This window comes from Parerythrobacter lacustris (assembly GCF_024626475.1).
In the GTDB taxonomy this organism is placed as follows: Bacteria; Pseudomonadota; Alphaproteobacteria; order Sphingomonadales; family Sphingomonadaceae; genus Parerythrobacter_A; species Parerythrobacter_A lacustris.
Genome location: NZ_JANKHH010000003.1, coordinates 208750 through 224563, shown reverse-complemented (window position 1 = coordinate 224563; position 15814 = coordinate 208750). Strand labels below are relative to the sequence as shown.

15 protein-coding genes are annotated in these 15814 nt (G+C 66.0%); 3 read left to right on the top strand and 12 right to left on the bottom strand.

The window, feature by feature from the left end; all coding sequences use genetic code 11:
• The first annotated feature begins 144 nt into the window (after positions 1 to 144).
• Positions 145 to 1359 carry an FAD-dependent monooxygenase gene (locus NSO95_RS04485; protein WP_257594958.1) on the top strand — a complete coding sequence of 405 codons (1215 nt, stop codon included), beginning with the start codon at positions 145 to 147 and terminating at the stop codon, positions 1357 to 1359.
• 22 nt (positions 1360 to 1381) lie between these two features.
• Here the strand turns inward: NSO95_RS04485 and NSO95_RS04480 are convergent, their stop codons facing one another.
• From NSO95_RS04480 to tsaD, 12 genes are all read right to left on the bottom strand, one after another.
• The gene (locus tag NSO95_RS04480; RefSeq protein WP_257594957.1) at positions 1382 to 2392 is read right to left on the bottom strand and encodes a fumarylacetoacetate hydrolase family protein; all 1011 of its coding nucleotides are present in this window, start codon (positions 2390 to 2392) and stop codon (positions 1382 to 1384) included.
• Positions 2389 to 3033, bottom strand: coding sequence for a maleylacetoacetate isomerase (gene maiA, locus NSO95_RS04475; protein WP_257595362.1), 645 nt, complete (start codon positions 3031 to 3033; stop codon positions 2389 to 2391). The genes NSO95_RS04480 and maiA overlap by 4 nt, the downstream gene beginning before the upstream one ends.
• A gap of 2 nt (positions 3034 to 3035) precedes the next feature.
• Positions 3036 to 4220 (bottom strand): acyl-CoA dehydrogenase, encoded by a 1185-nt coding sequence (locus tag NSO95_RS04470; RefSeq protein WP_257594956.1) that lies wholly within the window; start codon positions 4218 to 4220, stop codon positions 3036 to 3038.
• Between the two features lie 67 nt (positions 4221 to 4287).
• Positions 4288 to 4731, bottom strand: coding sequence for a lasso peptide biosynthesis B2 protein (locus NSO95_RS04465; protein ID WP_257594955.1), 444 nt, complete (start codon positions 4729 to 4731; stop codon positions 4288 to 4290).
• Positions 4732 to 4740: 9 nt separating this feature from the next.
• A complete protein-coding gene (gene acs, locus NSO95_RS04460) occupies positions 4741 to 6693 on the bottom strand; it encodes an acetate--CoA ligase (protein ID WP_257594954.1) in 1953 nt (650 codons plus the stop codon).
• Positions 6694 to 6773: 80 nt separating this feature from the next.
• On the bottom strand, positions 6774 to 7142 hold the full coding sequence (locus NSO95_RS04455) for a response regulator (RefSeq protein WP_257594953.1): 369 nt from the start codon (positions 7140 to 7142) through the stop codon (positions 6774 to 6776).
• 64 nt (positions 7143 to 7206) lie between these two features.
• Entirely contained in the window at positions 7207 to 7791 is a 585-nt protein-coding gene (locus NSO95_RS04450) for a helix-hairpin-helix domain-containing protein (protein WP_257594952.1), read from the bottom strand.
• Between the two features lie 114 nt (positions 7792 to 7905).
• On the bottom strand, positions 7906 to 8649 hold the full coding sequence (locus NSO95_RS04445; RefSeq protein WP_257594951.1) for an OmpA family protein: 744 nt from the start codon (positions 8647 to 8649) through the stop codon (positions 7906 to 7908).
• 56 nt (positions 8650 to 8705) lie between these two features.
• The gene (locus NSO95_RS04440) at positions 8706 to 10457 is read right to left on the bottom strand and encodes a vWA domain-containing protein (RefSeq protein ID WP_366518991.1); all 1752 of its coding nucleotides are present in this window, start codon (positions 10455 to 10457) and stop codon (positions 8706 to 8708) included.
• Between the two features lie 120 nt (positions 10458 to 10577).
• Positions 10578 to 12068 (bottom strand): lipopolysaccharide biosynthesis protein, encoded by a 1491-nt coding sequence (locus NSO95_RS04435; protein ID WP_257595360.1) that lies wholly within the window; start codon positions 12066 to 12068, stop codon positions 10578 to 10580.
• A 64-nt stretch (positions 12069 to 12132) separates the two neighbouring features.
• On the bottom strand, positions 12133 to 13107 hold the full coding sequence (locus NSO95_RS04430) for an NAD(P)H-dependent glycerol-3-phosphate dehydrogenase (protein WP_257594950.1): 975 nt from the start codon (positions 13105 to 13107) through the stop codon (positions 12133 to 12135).
• A complete protein-coding gene (gene tsaD, locus NSO95_RS04425; protein WP_257594949.1) occupies positions 13107 to 14141 on the bottom strand; it encodes a tRNA (adenosine(37)-N6)-threonylcarbamoyltransferase complex transferase subunit TsaD in 1035 nt (344 codons plus the stop codon). The genes NSO95_RS04430 and tsaD overlap by 1 nt, the downstream gene beginning before the upstream one ends.
• A 43-nt stretch (positions 14142 to 14184) precedes the next feature.
• On the opposite strand from tsaD, the gene hemC reads away from it, so the two are divergent.
• Complete coding sequence (gene hemC, locus NSO95_RS04420; protein ID WP_257594948.1) at positions 14185 to 15114, top strand: hydroxymethylbilane synthase; 930 nt, start codon at positions 14185 to 14187, stop codon at positions 15112 to 15114.
• Positions 15111 to 15809, top strand: coding sequence for a uroporphyrinogen-III synthase (locus tag NSO95_RS04415; RefSeq protein ID WP_257594947.1), 699 nt, complete (start codon positions 15111 to 15113; stop codon positions 15807 to 15809). Before hemC ends, NSO95_RS04415 begins: the two co-directional genes overlap by 4 nt.
• Positions 15810 to 15814 lie beyond the last annotated feature (5 nt).

Here is a 15814-nt window from a genome sequence, read left to right as displayed (position 1 = left end):
CTGGTTGATCGCGCGGATAAAGGCCCCTCATCACGTGGAGGCCTAAGTCAACCGGGCGCTTACGACAACCGGTTTGTTGCCCTGCGGGCTTGCCAGCCGTCGGTGTCCGTTCCAAGGGTTGCTGATCGGACACAGGAACATGGCATGACGGACAAGCGCGATCTTCTCATCCTCGGCGGCGGGCTGGTGGGAATGATGCTCGCTCTCGCGGCCGCGCGCAAAGGCATTTCGAGCCACGTCGTCGATCGCGCAGACCCGGCCGAGCTGACTGCCGAGGGGTTCGACGGTCGCGCCTCGGCGATCTCCACCGCGAGCTGGAACCTGTTCACCAATATCGGCCTCGCCGACCGGCTCGAACCGCACGGCTGCGCCATCGCCTCGATCGCGGTGACCGACCAGATGAAGCCCGGCTCGATCGACTTCACGCCCGAACCGCACGAGGGTACGCTGGGCCGCATGTTCGCCAATCGCGAACTGCGGCTGGCGCTGTTCGAGGCCGCGAGCGAAGAACCGCTGATCGCGTGGCATGCGAAGAGCGAGATCATGGAGCGCCATCGCGGCGCGCACGGGGTGTCGGTGGTTCTGGCTGACGGCACTTCGCTGCACGCCAGCCTGATGATCGCCGCCGAAGGGCGCAATTCCCCCACGCGCGACGAGGCCGGGATCACCATCGCCAAGTGGGACTACAGCCACCGCGCGATCATCGCCGGGCTGACGCACGAACTGCCGCATGGCAATGTGGCATGGGAAATCTTCTACCCCGCCGGGCCCTTCGCGCTGCTGCCGATGCTCGACCGCGCCGACGGCAAGCATCGCAGCGCGCTGGTGTGGACCGTGGGCGAGAAGGATGCTGCGGGCACGCTCAAACTGTCCGACCGCGCGTTCCTTGCCGAGGTCGAGAAGCGGATGGGCGGATTGTTCGGCACAATTGAATCTGTCGGGCCGCGATCGTCCTACCCGCTCGGCTTCCATCACACCGCGCGCATTACGGGCGACCGGTTGGCGCTGATCGGCGATGCGGCGCACGGGATACATCCCATCGCGGGGCAAGGCCTCAATCTCGGCCTGCGCGATGTCGGCGCGCTGGTGGAGGTGCTGGCCGAAGGCATGCGCTTGGGGCTCGATCCGGGCGATGCGCAGTTGCTGCGCAAATACGAACAATGGCGCGGGCTCGATGCCTTCACCGTGGCGCTGGCGACCGACGGCTTGACCCGGCTGTTCGGCATACCCGGCAGGGCCGCGTCGGCGCTGCGCCGCTTCGGCATGGCGGGGGTCGAACGCATCGGCCCGCTCAAGACCTTCTTCATGGACGAGGCGCGCGGCGTGACCGGCGATCTCCCGGAGCTGCTTCGCGCATAGCTCGGGCGAAAGACGAAGCCCGTCAGGCCTGTACCACTTTCTGCTCGATCGCGCCGAAGATCGAGTGCCCTTCGGCATCGCGCATTTCAATCTTCACCGTATCGCCCGGCGCCATGAAGCGGGTCTTGGGCTCACCCTCGTAGATCGTCTCGATCATGCGGATTTCGGCGATGCAGCTGTAGCCCAGCCCGCCTTCGCTCACCGGCTTGCCTGGGCCGCCATCGGCATCCTGGTTGGATACCGTGCCCGATCCGATGATACAGCCCGCGCCCAGATTGCGCGTCTTTGCCGCATGGGCGACGAGATCGGCGAGGCTGAAGGTCGCGTCCGCCCCGGCATTCGCGCGGCCGAACGGTGCACCGTTGTAGTCGACCATCAATGGGAGATGGATCACGTTCCCCTGCCAGGCATCGCCCAGCTCGTCGGGCGTCACGCAGACGGGGGAGAAGGCGGTGGCCGGTTTCGACTGGAAGAAGCCGAAACCCTTGGCCAGCTCGCCCGGAATCAGCCCGCGCAGCGACACGTCGTTGACCAGCATCAGCAACTTGATGTGACTCGCCGCATCCTCGCTCGAAACGCCCATCGGCACATCGTCGGTGATACAGGCGATCTCGCCCTCCATGTCGCAGCCCCAGGCGGTGTCCTTGAGCGGGATATCTCCGCGCGGGGGCAAGAAGTCGTCGCTGCCGCCCTGATACATCAGCGGGTCGTGATAGAAGCTTTCCGGCACCTCGGCGCCGCGCGCCTTGCGCACCAGTTCGACGTGGTTGATGTAGGCGCTGCCGTCCGCCCATTGATACGCGCGCGGCAGAGGGCTGTGCGCCTCGCGCTCGTGAAAGCGCTCGCATGGCACGGTCTGATGCTCGACATCGGTGTAGAGCGCCTGCAGCCGCGGGGCGATGGCGCTCCAATCATCGAGCGCGGCCTGCAGCGTCGGCGCGATGTTGTCCGCCGCGCAGTAACGGGTGATGTCTTTTGACACGACGACCAGCTTTCCGTCGCGGGTTCCATCGTTGAGGGTGGCGAGTTTCATCGGTTATACTCCGGGCTGTCTGGCTGGTTGTCGGGGTGAGCGCGCTGGAATTCGGGCAGCGCGAGGCATGCCGCTTCGATCCGCGCGATATGCGGCTTGTCGTCGAAACCGTAAGCGAATTTGCGCGCGTTGTAGACCTGCGGCAGCAGGACGATTTCGAACAGGCCGGGCGCGTCGAACAGGAAATCCCCCGTGCCGATCTGCGCCAGCCGCGCCTCCAGCGGGTCGAGCGTGCGGGCGAGCCAGTGGCGGTACCACACGTCGACTTCCTCCTGCGAATGGCCGAGCGGATCGGCGAGGTACTTCAGCACCGGCAAATTGTTGACCGCATGGATTTCGGTGGCGACCGCATAGGCCAGTTCGCGGCAAGTGTAGCGGTCCTCGATATCGCGCGGCAGCAATGCAGGCTCGGGATAGGCTTCATCGAGCCATTCGAGCAGCGCCATCGACTGCGCCCGGTCGCGTCCGTCGGCCTCCAACATCGGGACGCTGCCAAACGGATTGCGTCTGGTGAAGGCCGCGCCCTTCTGTTCCGATGTGCGCAGGTCGACCGGGATCACTTCGTAGTCGAGGCCTTTCAGATTCAGCGCGATTCGAAGGCGATAGCTGGTGGAGCTGCGAAAATAGGCGAACAGCCGCATCATCAGAACGCTGAAATCCCGGTGATCGCACGGCCGAGGATCAGCGCATGGACGTCATGGGTGCCTTCATAGGTGTTGACCGTTTCGAGGTTCACCATGTGGCGGATCACCTGGTATTCGCCGCTGATCCCGTTGCCGCCGTGCATGTCGCGTGCCCAGCGCGCAATATCGAGCGCCTTGCCGACATTGTTGCGTTTAACGATCGAGATCATGTCGGGCGCGAAACGGCCCTCGTCCATCAGCCGGCCGACCCGCAAGCTGCCTTGCAGCCCGAGCGCGATCTCGCTCATCATATTGGCGAGCTTGAGCTGATAGATCTGCTTGCTGGCGAGCGGCACGCCGAACTGGTGCCGGTCGAGCCCGTATTGCCGCGCGGCGTGGAGGCAGAACTCCGCCGCGCCCATCGCGCCCCAGCTGATGCCGTAGCGCGCGCGGTTGAGGCAGCCGAACGGACCCTTCAGACCCTGCACATTGGGCAGCAGGGCATCGGCGCCGACCTTGACCTCGTCCATCACGATCATCCCGGTGGTCGAGGCGCGCAAGGACAGCTTGCCTTCGATCTTGGGGGCGGAGAGGCCCTCCATGCCCTTCTCGAGGATGAAGCCGCGAATGCCGCCGCCGTGCGCCTCGCTCTTCGCCCATACCACGAAGACATCGGCGAAGGGGGCATTGGAAATCCAGGTCTTGGACCCGGAGATGACGTAGCCGTCGCCGTTCTTCTTAGCGACAGTCTTCATGCCTGCGGGGTCGGAGCCTGCATCGGGTTCGGTCAGGCCGAAGCAGCCGATGAGTTCGCCCGAGGCAAGTCCGGGGAGGTATTTGCGGCGCTGCTCTTCGGAGCCATAGGCGTGGATCGGATACATCACGAGGCTGGACTGGACGCTCGCCATCGAACGGTAGCCGCTGTCGACTCGCTCGATCTCGCGCGCGATCAAGCCGTAGGCCACATAGCCCGCGCCCGCACCGCCATATTCCTCCGGCACCGTCGCACCGAGCAGGCCCGCGCGGCCCATCAGCGGAAACAACTCGGGCGCGTCGACTTCGTTGGCGAAGCCCTCGATCACGCGCGGCTGGAGCTCGCTCTGCGCGAAGCCGTGCGCGGCGTCGCGGATCATGCGTTCTTCCTCGGTCAGCTGGCTTTCGAGATCGAACGGGTCTTCCCAGTTGAACGGTGCCATGTCGGCCATTGGTTGCTCCTGAAACCGGTTTATCGTCCCATGCCGACTTGCTCGGCCAAGGGCAACCGCAGTCTGGCTACGCGGGTTTGCGGGTGAAGGTCACATACTCCGTTTCGTTGCAATGGCCGGTGATCCAGGTGCGGCCCGCCTTGAGCCAGGCGTGGAATTCGCGGTCCTCCTCCGCCGCCTGGCGGGTGCCGAGGTAGAGCTGGGTCGCAACCCCGCGCCGCCGCAGCATCCAGCGCGCGGCGAGCGCCTGAGGCAGGCAGATCAGCGCGACCGGCGCATTGCGCACAGCGCGGGCGACCGAGCGCGAGACGACGAGCACCGCAGCCCGCTCGCGCTCCGTCAGCGGGGGCAATTCGCCCTTGGCCTCGACCCCGTCGGCGATCTGACCGCGCCAGAACTTGAGCGGGACGATCCACACCAGCAACCGCGCCCAGGCGAGAAATGCGGCGGCCTCAACGAACCCGAGCCATTCGCCTGCCGGCATATCCGCCATGGTGCGCAGCTTGGGCATCGGCGGGGTCTATTGCGGCCGGTTGGCGAGCAGGTCGTCGACCACCGAGGGATCGGCCAGCGTCGACGTATCGCCGAGATTGCCGGTGTCGTTCTCGGCGATCTTGCGCAGGATGCGGCGCATAATCTTGCCGCTGCGGGTCTTGGGCAGGCCGGGGGCGAACTGGATCACGTCGGGCGTCGCGATCGGGCCGATTTCCTTGCGCACCCACTGGACCAGCTCCTTGCGCAGATCCTCGCTGTCCTCGGTCCCGGCATTGGTGGTGACATAGGCATAGATGCCCTGGCCCTTGATCTCGTGCGGCATACCCACAACCGCGGCCTCGGCAACCAGCGGATGTTCGACCAGCGCGCTTTCGACTTCGGCGGTGCCCATGCGGTGGCCCGAGACGTTGATCACATCGTCGATCCGCCCGGTGATCCAGTAGTACCCGTCTTCGTCGCGGCGGCACCCGTCTCCGGTGAAGTAATAGCCGGGGTACTGGCTGAAATAGGTGTCGAAGAAACGCTGGTGGTCGCCATAGACGGTGCGCATCTGGCCGGGCCAACTGTCGGCGATGACCAGCGCGCCGCTCGCCGCGCCATCGATCAGCGTGCCCTTCTCGGGATCGACCAGCGCGGGCCTGACCCCGAACATCGGCTTCGACGCGCTGCCGGGCTTGAGGTCGGTCGCGCCGGGCAGCGGGGTGATCATCGCCCCGCCGGTCTCGGTCTGCCACCAGGTGTCGACGATCGGGCAGCGCCGCTCGCCTACCACGCGGTGATACCAGTCCCATGCCTCGGGATTGATCGGCTCGCCGACCGAGCCGAGCAAGCGCAGAGACTTGCGGCTGGTCCGCGTCACCCATTCGTCGCCCTCGCGCATCAGCGCGCGCAGCGCGGTCGGCGCGGCGTAGAAGATATCGACCTGGTACTTGTCGATCACCTGCCAGAAGCGCGAATGGTCGGGATAGTTCGGCACCCCTTCGAACATCACCTGCGTCGCCCCGTTGATCAGCGGGGCGTATACGACATAACTGTGCCCGGTGACCCAGCCGACATCGGCGGCGCACCAGTAGACCGGATTGCTGCCGTCGGACTTGGGCTGGTAGTCGAACACATACTGGTGAGTCATGCTGGTCCACACGGCATAGCCGCCGGTTGTGTGGAGCACGCCCTTGGGCTTTCCCGTCGAACCGCTGGTGTAGAGGATGAACAGCGGGTCCTCCGCGTCCATCACCTCGGGCTCGCAGATAGCGGGCTGGTCTACGACCGCTTCGGCCCAGCCGATGTCGCGGCCCGCTTTCATCGGAACATCCGTCCCGGTGTGCGCGAGCACGATCACCCGATCGACCGCGACCTTATCCAGCGCGGCATCGACATTGGCCTTGAGCGGGACTTTCTTGCCGCCGCGCAGCCCTTCGTCGGCGGTCAGCACGATGCGCGACTGGCAGTCCTCGATCCGCCCGGCGAGCGCGTCGGGGCTGAAGCCGGCGAACACCACCGAATGCACCGCGCCGATCCGCGCGCAGGCGAGCATCGCGATCGCCGCTTCGGGCACCATCGGCAGGTAGATCGTCACCCGGTCGCCCTTGGCAACACCTTGCGCTTTCAGCGCATTGGCGAGCTTGCAGACTTCGGTGTGCAGGTCGCGGTAGGTCAGGCTGCGCGATGGCGCGGCGGGATCGTCGGGTTCCCACAGGATCGCTACCGTGTCGCTCTTGTCCGCAAGATGCCGGTCGAGCGCATTGGCGCTGATATTGAGCTTGCCGCCTTCGAACCAGCGGATGCGGAAATCGTCCTTGGCATAGGAGGTATTTTTGACCGTGGAGAAGGGCTCCATCCAGTCGATCCGTTGCGCTTCCTCGCGCCAGAAACCTTCAGGATCCTCGATCGATTTCTGATACTTTGCGGCATAGCCCGCCGCATCAAGCAGTGCATCTTGCGCCCATTTGGCCGGTACCGGGAAGAGCTCTTCGCTCATCATCTACTCCCAAACGTCGATTTCGCTTGGGGATAGAACAGGACCAATCGCAATGCCAGTGCGCGCGGTGCCCGATGCGGTCAGTTCACCGCTTGCGGCTGGAGCGCAGCCTTCACCTTCGCGATTATCTCGCCCGGCGGGCAAGGCTTGGTACAGGCAGTCGCCTGCGGGAACCTGGCCTCCATTTCCTCGATCGTGAAATGGCCCGAATGGAAGATAACCGGCACATGCTCGGCGATCAGCCGCTCTGCCAGTGGGAACGATTCGCCGTCATCGAGACTGACGTCGAGGATCGCCACATCGGGACGCTTCTTTTGCAGGGCGAGCATCGCCGAGGCGATGTCGGCATAGGGGCCTTCGACAATGCAGCCGGCCTCTTCCACCGTGCTGCACAGGTCGAGGGCTATGATAAACTCGTCTTCGGCGACGAGAACTGTCGGCGTTTCCATCGCGCGGTCCTTTCTCAATGATTGTTGCAATCAATGGAAATGCTGCGCGATGGTTCCCTCCCGCTCAGACCGCCCCGAACCTGTCCTTGAAGCCCTCGGCATCGCCCGACGCGAGGAGGCGCGCCTGTTCGACCCAATTGTCCCGCTCTATTCGGCCTTCGAAACGGCCGAGCTGTGAATCGATCGCGGCAATGTCTTCGGCGGACCAGACGGCGATCTGTTCGAACCGCGTCACTCCCATGCCGGCGAGCAGATCGACCAGCTTCGGCCCGACACCCTTGATGCGGGTCAGGTCGTCGGTGCGCATTTCCTGCAGCGCCTCGCGTGCGGAGCCCGGCGCGCCAGCCTCCGCATCGGCCTCCGCGGTGACGTGGGCGGCGGATTGCAGGTTGGCCGCCGCCGAGGTGAGCCCGGGAGCGACTTCGGCGATTTCCCGCGCTTCGGTCGTGACGGGAGATGCCGAAACGGGCGGAGCGTCGATCAACGCCTGGTTTCGGCCTGCGGGGCCCTTCCCATCGTCGAGCACATCTGTGCGATCGAGTTCCACCTTCGCCTTGCGGTTGGCGGCGAAGACGAACCAAGCGACCGCGATTCCGAGCAGCAATGCGCCGATGATCACTGGCCAGTAGGTTGCGACGAGTTCGTTCATGGTGTGTCTTCTCCTTCCGGGAGGGCGGTACGTCCCCACACCGACCAGCCGATCGCCAATCCGATGGTGTAGGCGAGCAGGGCAAGTGCGACGACTTCGTAAGCGATCGGCATGTCAGCGCGCTCCCGGCGTATCGACCGGATTGGGCTTGAGCGGAACAGTCGAAATGACCGAAAATTCGATCCGCCGGTTGGCGGGGTCGGACGGCGGCAGCCCCTCGACCGGCTCGGCAGATCCGATGCCGCGAGCCCGCAGCCCATCGCGCGGGATGCCGCGCGCGATCAGCGCCTCGCGGACCGCCCGCGCCCGCTCGAGCGAGAGTGCGAGATTGCCCGGTTCATTGCCCGAGGTGTCGGTGTGGCCGGTGATTGCGATGATGCTGCCGAGGCACGGACGCAGCGCGGCGGCCACCTCGTCGACCAGTTCGTTGCTTGCGGCCTCGATTGCAGCGGAGGATTCCTCGAACCGGATGGTGCGGGCGCGCAGCAAGGCCTCGACTTCGTCCTGGCAATGGGTCGGGGCGAAGGCGGGTTCGTCGCCGCGCGCCTGCCGCGTGCCGTCGATCCAGTAGACCCCGCCGACACCGGGAACCGCAGCGACTGCGCGGGCCGCCTTCGCGCGGGACGCTTCGTCGAGGTTCCCGCCGCCGCGCAGGATCGCGTGGCGGGTCGGCAATCTGGCGCTGCCGAGGCCGAACCCGGCCTCGACACCCGGCGTGCCTGCGCGTTGCAGAGCGCGCGCGGCTTTGGCGGAGAGACCTTCTGCCAGCGCTTCGTCACGCCACTGCCCGAACGCAACGGCACCCGTCGCGACGACAAGCGCGCCGGCAAGGATTGCGATGGAAGGGCGAAGCGACATGGCGTTGCCTTAGCCATGCCCGCCTGCATCGCAAAGACCCTAGGGCAAAGCTTTCGTCAGCCGCCGTTCCGAGGCTCTTCGAGACTGTCGGCAACGCCCACCAGCTTGCGGAATTCCTGACGGTAGAAATCGCCCTGACTCCCGGCGAGTCGCTCGATGTCGCCGAACCCGAAATTGCCGAGCAGATTGTCCGCTCGCAGCTTCTGCCCGAAGGCAGCGACGGCCACAGCGAAAGCGAAATCTCCTGTCGGGATCTGCGCGGAGCGGATCTGGCTCGCGGGGACGACTGTGGTGATCAGTTTCGACGTGTCGCCGTCGGGCAATTTGTAGCGCAGCTTGACGAAGGCTGCCTCGCTCGAGAGCTCCTGCGCGGCGGCGGAGAGCGGCGCTTCGTAGCGGCGCTGCTCGATCCAAGCGGTCTTGCCCGCCGGGACGATCTCGTAAATCGCGGTCACCTGGTGCCCGGCCCCGATATCGCCCGCATCGACCTTGTCGTTGTTGAAATCCTCCTCGCGCAGCGCGCGGTTCTCATAGCCGATCAGCCGATACTGGCTGACCACCGCCGGGTTGAATTCGACCTGGATTTTCACGTCCTTGGCGATGGTGAAGATGGTCGAGCCCATCTCCTCGCCCAGCACCTTGCGGGCTTCCAGCGCGCTGTCGATATAGGCGTAGTTGCCGTTCCCCTTGTTGGCGAGCTGCTCCATCAGCGCATCGTTGATGTTGCCGGTGCCGAAGCCGAGCGTGGTCAGGGTGATCCCGCTCGCGCGCTTCTTCTCTATCATTTCGACCAACTGGTCGCGGTCCGAGATACCGACGTTGAAATCGCCGTCGGTGGCGAGGATCACGCGGTTGACCCCGCCGTCGATCCGGTTGGCCTCGGCGATCCGATAAGCCAATTCGATCCCCGCGCCGCCAGCGGTCGATCCGCCCGCGCTTAGCTGGTCGATGGCATTGCGGATTTCGGACGGATTGCTAGTTGCGTCGAGCACCAGACCGGCGGCCCCGGCGTAGACGACGATCGATACCTTGTCCTTGCTCGTCAGCTGGTTGGCGAGGCCGGTCAGCGCGGTCTTGACCAGCGGGAGCTTGTCCGGGCTGTTCATCGATCCCGAAACGTCTAGCAAGAACACGAGGTTTGCGGGAGGGCGGCTGTCCTGCGGCAAATCGTAACCGCGCAGCCCGATCCGCATCAGCCTTGTGTCAGGGTTCCACGGGGTGACCGCGAGGTCGGTCGAAACGCTGAACGGTGTCTCGCGCGTATCGGGCCTGGCGTAGTCGTAGCGGAAATAGTTGATCAGTTCCTCGGTCCGCACCGCAGCACGGGGCGGGATCTGGCCTTGCGTCAGGAACCGCCGCGCATTGGCATAGGCGCCGGTATCGACATCGACCGAAAAGGTGGACACCGGTTCGGCGGCGGCGATCTTGACCGGGGAGACCTCTTCGCCGTCATAGACCTCGCGGCCCGGATCGGTCGCGACCACGACCGGCGGGACGAAATAGCGATAATCCTCGGCCGTTGGTCTCGTGTTGGTTGCGCTGGCGGGAACCTCTGCATCGGCAACGGCCACGGCATACCCCGTCATGACCGGAGCAGGCGGCGCCATCAGCATGGGTGCCGCCACCTTCCGGTCGCGCGACTCCTCGCGGCCGACGCGCGCGCCGGTTACGACGACCGTGCCATCCTGCGATCCCGGAACGGGTTTTGCCGCTTCGCCCCCTGCCGTCGAGGCGATGTCCGGCTGCTGCTTCGACGCGCAACCCGCGACCATGGCTACCATCGATACGGCGATAAATAGACGTCCCACCAGCATGTCGTCACTCCCATTCAGTCCCACGATGTAACATCGTCTCACGCCGTGAATGCCGACTGAACGTTTCGTACATGCGGTGGAATGGAAGGTGCGCGGTGACCCTCAGGGCGGAGATCAGGCAGCCACTTCGGGTTCGGGAACGCCGCCGATGTTCTTGCGGAACAAGACCCGGTCCTCCGGGCCGAAACCCTTGTGCCAGATGACGTATCCGTAGGTGCAGACGATTGCCGGGATGCCGACCAGCAGTTCGACCCATTCGGGCGCGAAGGTGAAGGCGAAGCCGACGAGCACCGCCGGTCCGGTCGCCCACACCAGGCCCAGACGCAGATTGCCGACCGGTGCACCCAGTAGCCGCTTCAGCAGCATGGCCTTGACCAGGCTGGAGACCGCCAGCGAAAGCAGCAGGGCCGCCGCCGCCCCCGCCGCGTTGAACCCTTCGTCGAAACCGAAATGCCGCACCAGCAGGATGAGCGACACAGTGAGCACCGCCTGCAGCGTGATTATGCCGAGCGAAATCGCGAGGTTCCGCTTCTTCGCGATATAGACCAGCACGCTTTCCGAAACGACCGCCATCGACGCGACCACCTCGGCCATCAGCAGGAACGCGAGCGCGCCGGTACCGCCCACGATGGCGGGGCCACCCAGCCCCATCACCGCCTCGCCGGGGATCGTCAGCGCCAGCGCGATGCCCAGCTGGATCGCGATGATCCAGAAGCCCACTTGCCTCACCTGCGCGGCAATCGTGCCTAGGTCGCCGGTCTTGAGGTTCTTGGTGATGACCGGGGCAAGGATGGGTTCGAAGCTGCTCTTTAGCTTTTGCGGCAGGCTGGCGATTTCCTTGGCGAAGAAATAGATCGCCACCGCCTTGGGCGAAGTGAACTGGCCAAGCAGGAACAGGTCGAGCAGCCGCGTCCCGCGTTCGATCACGTCGGCACCGACCAGCGGCAGCGAGCGTAGCGACATCCGGCTAAGATAGTTCGCGCGCGGCCGCCAGCCGGATGGCAGGCCATAGGTGCGCAGGAACGACCACAACGCGGTGAGGAAGGCGGCGTAGATCGAGGCGACGAAGGCCAGCACCAGCCCGCCGTCGCCGATCGCCGGGATGAAGAAGAACACGCCCGCCGCGATCGACTTGGTCCACGGCTCGACCAGTGCGCGCGCGCGCACGGTAGTCGCGATGTCGTAGCGGCAGGCTTGCGCGGCGAGCAGGATCTCGGTCAGAGCGAAGGCGGGGATCGCGGCCAGGATCCACATGTCATATTCGCTGTTGGTCCCGCTCGGGAACATCAGCACCGGGAATGCGAACAGCAGCAAGACCATCGGCACAGCGACGACCAGCGACGCGAGCATGCCGTCGTACACCAGATTGGTCGCCGACTTCTCGCCATCCTCGGCACCTTGGGTCAGCCGCTGCGCCAGCCCGCGCTTCTCGCCCAGCGCGCAGATCAGCGCCACGATGTCGATCATCACCAGGGCGGGGACGAAGCGGCCCATCTCCTCGACCCCGTAAAGCCGGTAGCCGATGAACAGGAACGGCACGTTGCCGAGCAGGCGCAGGACGAAGCCAAGCGTGTTGTCGCGCCCGCCCTTGGCGAGCGCGGCCATGTCGTCGCCGCCCTTGGCCGGTTCCGGCCCGGCGGGTTGATCGATTGCCTTCGACACCTCGGCCCTATTCGGCCTTGAGCGGGCGCGACAGCAGCCCGGCGACGACCGAGCGTGCATCTGCGCCTTCGAGCAGCATATTGACCGCTTCGACGATGGGCATCCGCGCGCCGTGCCTGTGCGCCAGCTCGCGCAGCACCGGCGCGGTGTGCGCGCCTTCCGCCACAGTCCGGCGGTCCGCCATCAGTTCGACCGCCGATCTGCCTTCGCCCAGTGCCTTGCCAAGCGAGAAATTTCGGCTCGAGGTCGAGGAACAAGTCAGCACGAGGTCCCCCAGGCCGGACAGCCCTGCCAGCGTCACCCGCTGCGCGCCCAGCGCGTCGCCGAAACGCTGCATCTCGGCATAGCCGCGCGCAATCAGCGCAGCGCGCGCGTTCTGGCCCAGGCCCAGCCCGTCGACCACTCCGCAGGCGATGGCGAGCACGTTCTTCACCGCGCCGCCGATCTCCGCCCCGATCACATCGTCGGAATAGTAGGGCCGGAACTGCGGGCGCGCTATGACGGGCGAGAGGCGATCCCACTGCGCTTCGCCGCCGCTGCAGGCGAGGGTGACCGCTGTAGGCAAGCCGGCGGCGACTTCATGCGCAAAGGTCGGGCCGGAAAGAATCGCGATCGCGCTGTCGACCGCGACCTCGGCGGCGACATCGTTCATCATCCGCCCCGTCCCTGCTTCGATCCCCTTGCTGCACAACACCAGATCGCGCGGCGGGTGGGATAATTTCGCGACGATCCCGGCAAGATGCTGGGCCGGAGTAACTGCCAGCAGCGTGTCGCACCCGCCCAAGTCGGCCAGGTCGCCCGTTGCCCGGACGCCGGGCGCGAGCTCGGCCGAAGGAAGGTAGAGCGAATTGCGATGCGCAGTGTTGATCTCCGTCACCACCTCGGCCTCGAGCGCCCACAGCAGCACGTCGCGCCCGTCGCTGGCGAGCATTTGCGCCAGCGCGGTGCCCCATGCGCCCGCTCCGATCACGCCGACAGCCATCAGGCCTTATATCCCGCGCCGCGCACCGGTTCGGCACTCGGATCGAGCGGCCAGCGCGGCCTTGCAGCGATGTCGAGCGGGTCGGACTGGCCCGAGTCGAGCCGTTCGACCCCGGCCCAGGCGATCATCGCGGCGTTGTCCGTACACAGCGCCAGGGGGGGTGCGACAAAGCGCATCCCGCGCTCCGCTGCGAGCCCTTCGAGCACTGTGCGGACTGCCTGATTGGCGGCCACCCCGCCCGCAAGCACAAGCGCAGGGACGCTGTCGCTCACATCGAGCGCGATCCTCAGCCGATCAACGAGGCAATCGACCGCCGCCTGCTGGAAACTCGCCGCGATATCGGCATCGCCGTATTTGCCGCTTTCCTTGGCCCGCAGCACCGCGCTTTTGAGCCCGGCGAAGGAGAAATGCGGCTCGCCGCTGCCGACCAGCGGGCGGGGGAGTGGCACGGCGCGGGCATCGCCCTCTTTCGCCAGCCTCTCGACCGCCGGGCCTCCGGGATATCCCAGGCCGAGGATCTTGGCGGTCTTGTCGAACGCCTCGCCCAGCGCATCGTCGATCGTCGTCGCGAGCCTGCGGTATCGACCGACGCCCTCGACCAACAGGATCTGGCAATGCCCGCCCGAGACCAGCAAAAGCATGTAAGGAAATTGGAGTTCGGGATCGGCAAGGCGCGGCGAGAGCGCGTGGCCTTCCAGATGGTTGATTGCGATCAGCGGCACATCGCTCGCCATCGCCAGCGCCTTGGCGCTGACCAGCCCGACCATCACCCCGCCGATCAGGCCGGGGCCGGCGGTGGCCGCGATCGCATCGAGGTCGGCCAGTTCCAGCCCCGCATCGGCCATGACGCCTGCGATCATCGGTGCCAGCTTCTCGGCATGTGCGCGCGCGGCGATCTCCGGAACGACGCCGCCGTAGGGCGCGTGTTCGGCATCCTGCGACGCGATCCGCTGCGCGATGATGCGCCGGTCGGTGGTAACGAGCGCAGCGGCGGTTTCGTCACAACTCGATTCAATGCCGAGAACGATCCCCATGGCGCTTCCCCTTAGCGACCTGCCCGTTTAGGGCAAGCAAAGCATGACGACACGATACAGACTCAGGCTCGGAACGCGCCAGTCGCCGCTGGCACTGGCGCAGGCCGAAGAGGCAAGGGACCGGCTGTGCGAGGCGCATGGCTGGGCACGCGACGAGGTCGAACTGGTCGAGGTCGTGGCGAGCGGCGACAAGATCCTCGACCGCCCGCTGGCCGATATCGGCGGCAAGGCGCTGTGGACCAAGGAACTCGACCAATGGCTGCACGAAGGCCGGATCGATGCCTCGGTCCATTCGATGAAGGATGTCGAGACCCTGCGGCCCGCCGACTTCGCCATCGGCGCGATCCTGCCGCGCGCCGATGTGCGCGACGTGCTGGTCGGCGCGGGTTCACTCGAGACGATCCCGCAGGGCGCGCGGGTCGGCACGAGCGCGCCGCGCCGCGCCGCACAGATGCTGCACTATCGCCCCGATTGCGTGATCGTCGGCATTCGCGGCAACGTCGCCACAAGGCTCGGCAAGCTCGCGGCGGGAGAGGCAGATGTGACGCTGCTGGCGGCAGCGGGGCTCGAGCGGCTGGGGGAAATCTCGGTCGGGACGCCACTCGATGAAGCTTCGTGGCTCCCCGCACCGTCACAGGGTGCCATCGGGATCGAATGCCGCGCCGATGACGAGTTCGCCCGTGCGGCGCTGGAGGCGATCGACCATGCGCCGAGCCGGGCGAGAGTGATGGCCGAACGCGCCTTGCTCGAAGCGCTTGGGGGCACCTGTCACAGTCCGATCGCCGTCCTGACATCGGTCACGGGCGATCGTCTGTCGATGAAGGCGAGCATTTTCAGCGCCGACGGCACCGAGCGGGTAGATGGCTCGGTGGAAAGCGAAAGCACCGCACTCGACGCGTTTCGCGCCCTCGGACGCGATCTGCTCGACCGCGCGCCGCCGTCGATCGCGGAACTGTTCGCGCCGGGCGCATGAGCCCTCGGGTTTTCGTGTTCCGGCCGGAGCCCGGTTTTTCGGCCACTCTGGCTGCAGGGCAAAGGCTGGGGCTAGTGCTGATCGGCGAGCCGCTTTTCGTGATCGAGCCGGTCACCTGGGACATGCCCGCCGGAGACTTCGACGGCCTGCTTGTCGGCAGCGCGAATGCCTTCCGCAATGGCGGCGCCAAGCTCGCTGCCCTGCGTCATCTCCCGGTCTTTGCCGTTGGCGCGGCGACCGCCCGCGAGGCTGAAGCGATGGGATTCGCGGTCGAAAGGGTGGGCGATGGCGGTTTGCAGGCAGTGCTCAACGGCCTTGCCGATCAGCCGCTCAGCCTGCTCCGGCTCGCGGGCGAGGAGAGGGTTGCGCTGAAGCTTCCCCCTGCCATCTCCATGGCCGAGCGCGTCGTGTACCGCAGCGCGCCGCGCACGATGACTGCGGACACCGTCGATGTGCTGCGCAAGGGCGGAACGGTGCTGCTGCATTCGGCCATCGCCGGTCAACATTTTGCAGCGCAATGCGATCTTGCAGGCGTGGACCGCGCCGGACTGCACATTGCGGCGCTGGCACCGCGCGTCGCGCAAAGCGTGGGCTCTGGCTGGGCCGAAGTCGCCATCGCAGAGGAGGCCGACGATATGGCCCTGCTGGCTTTGGCGCGCGACATGTGCGACAAGATTGCGGGTTTGAACGGTTAGGCGCA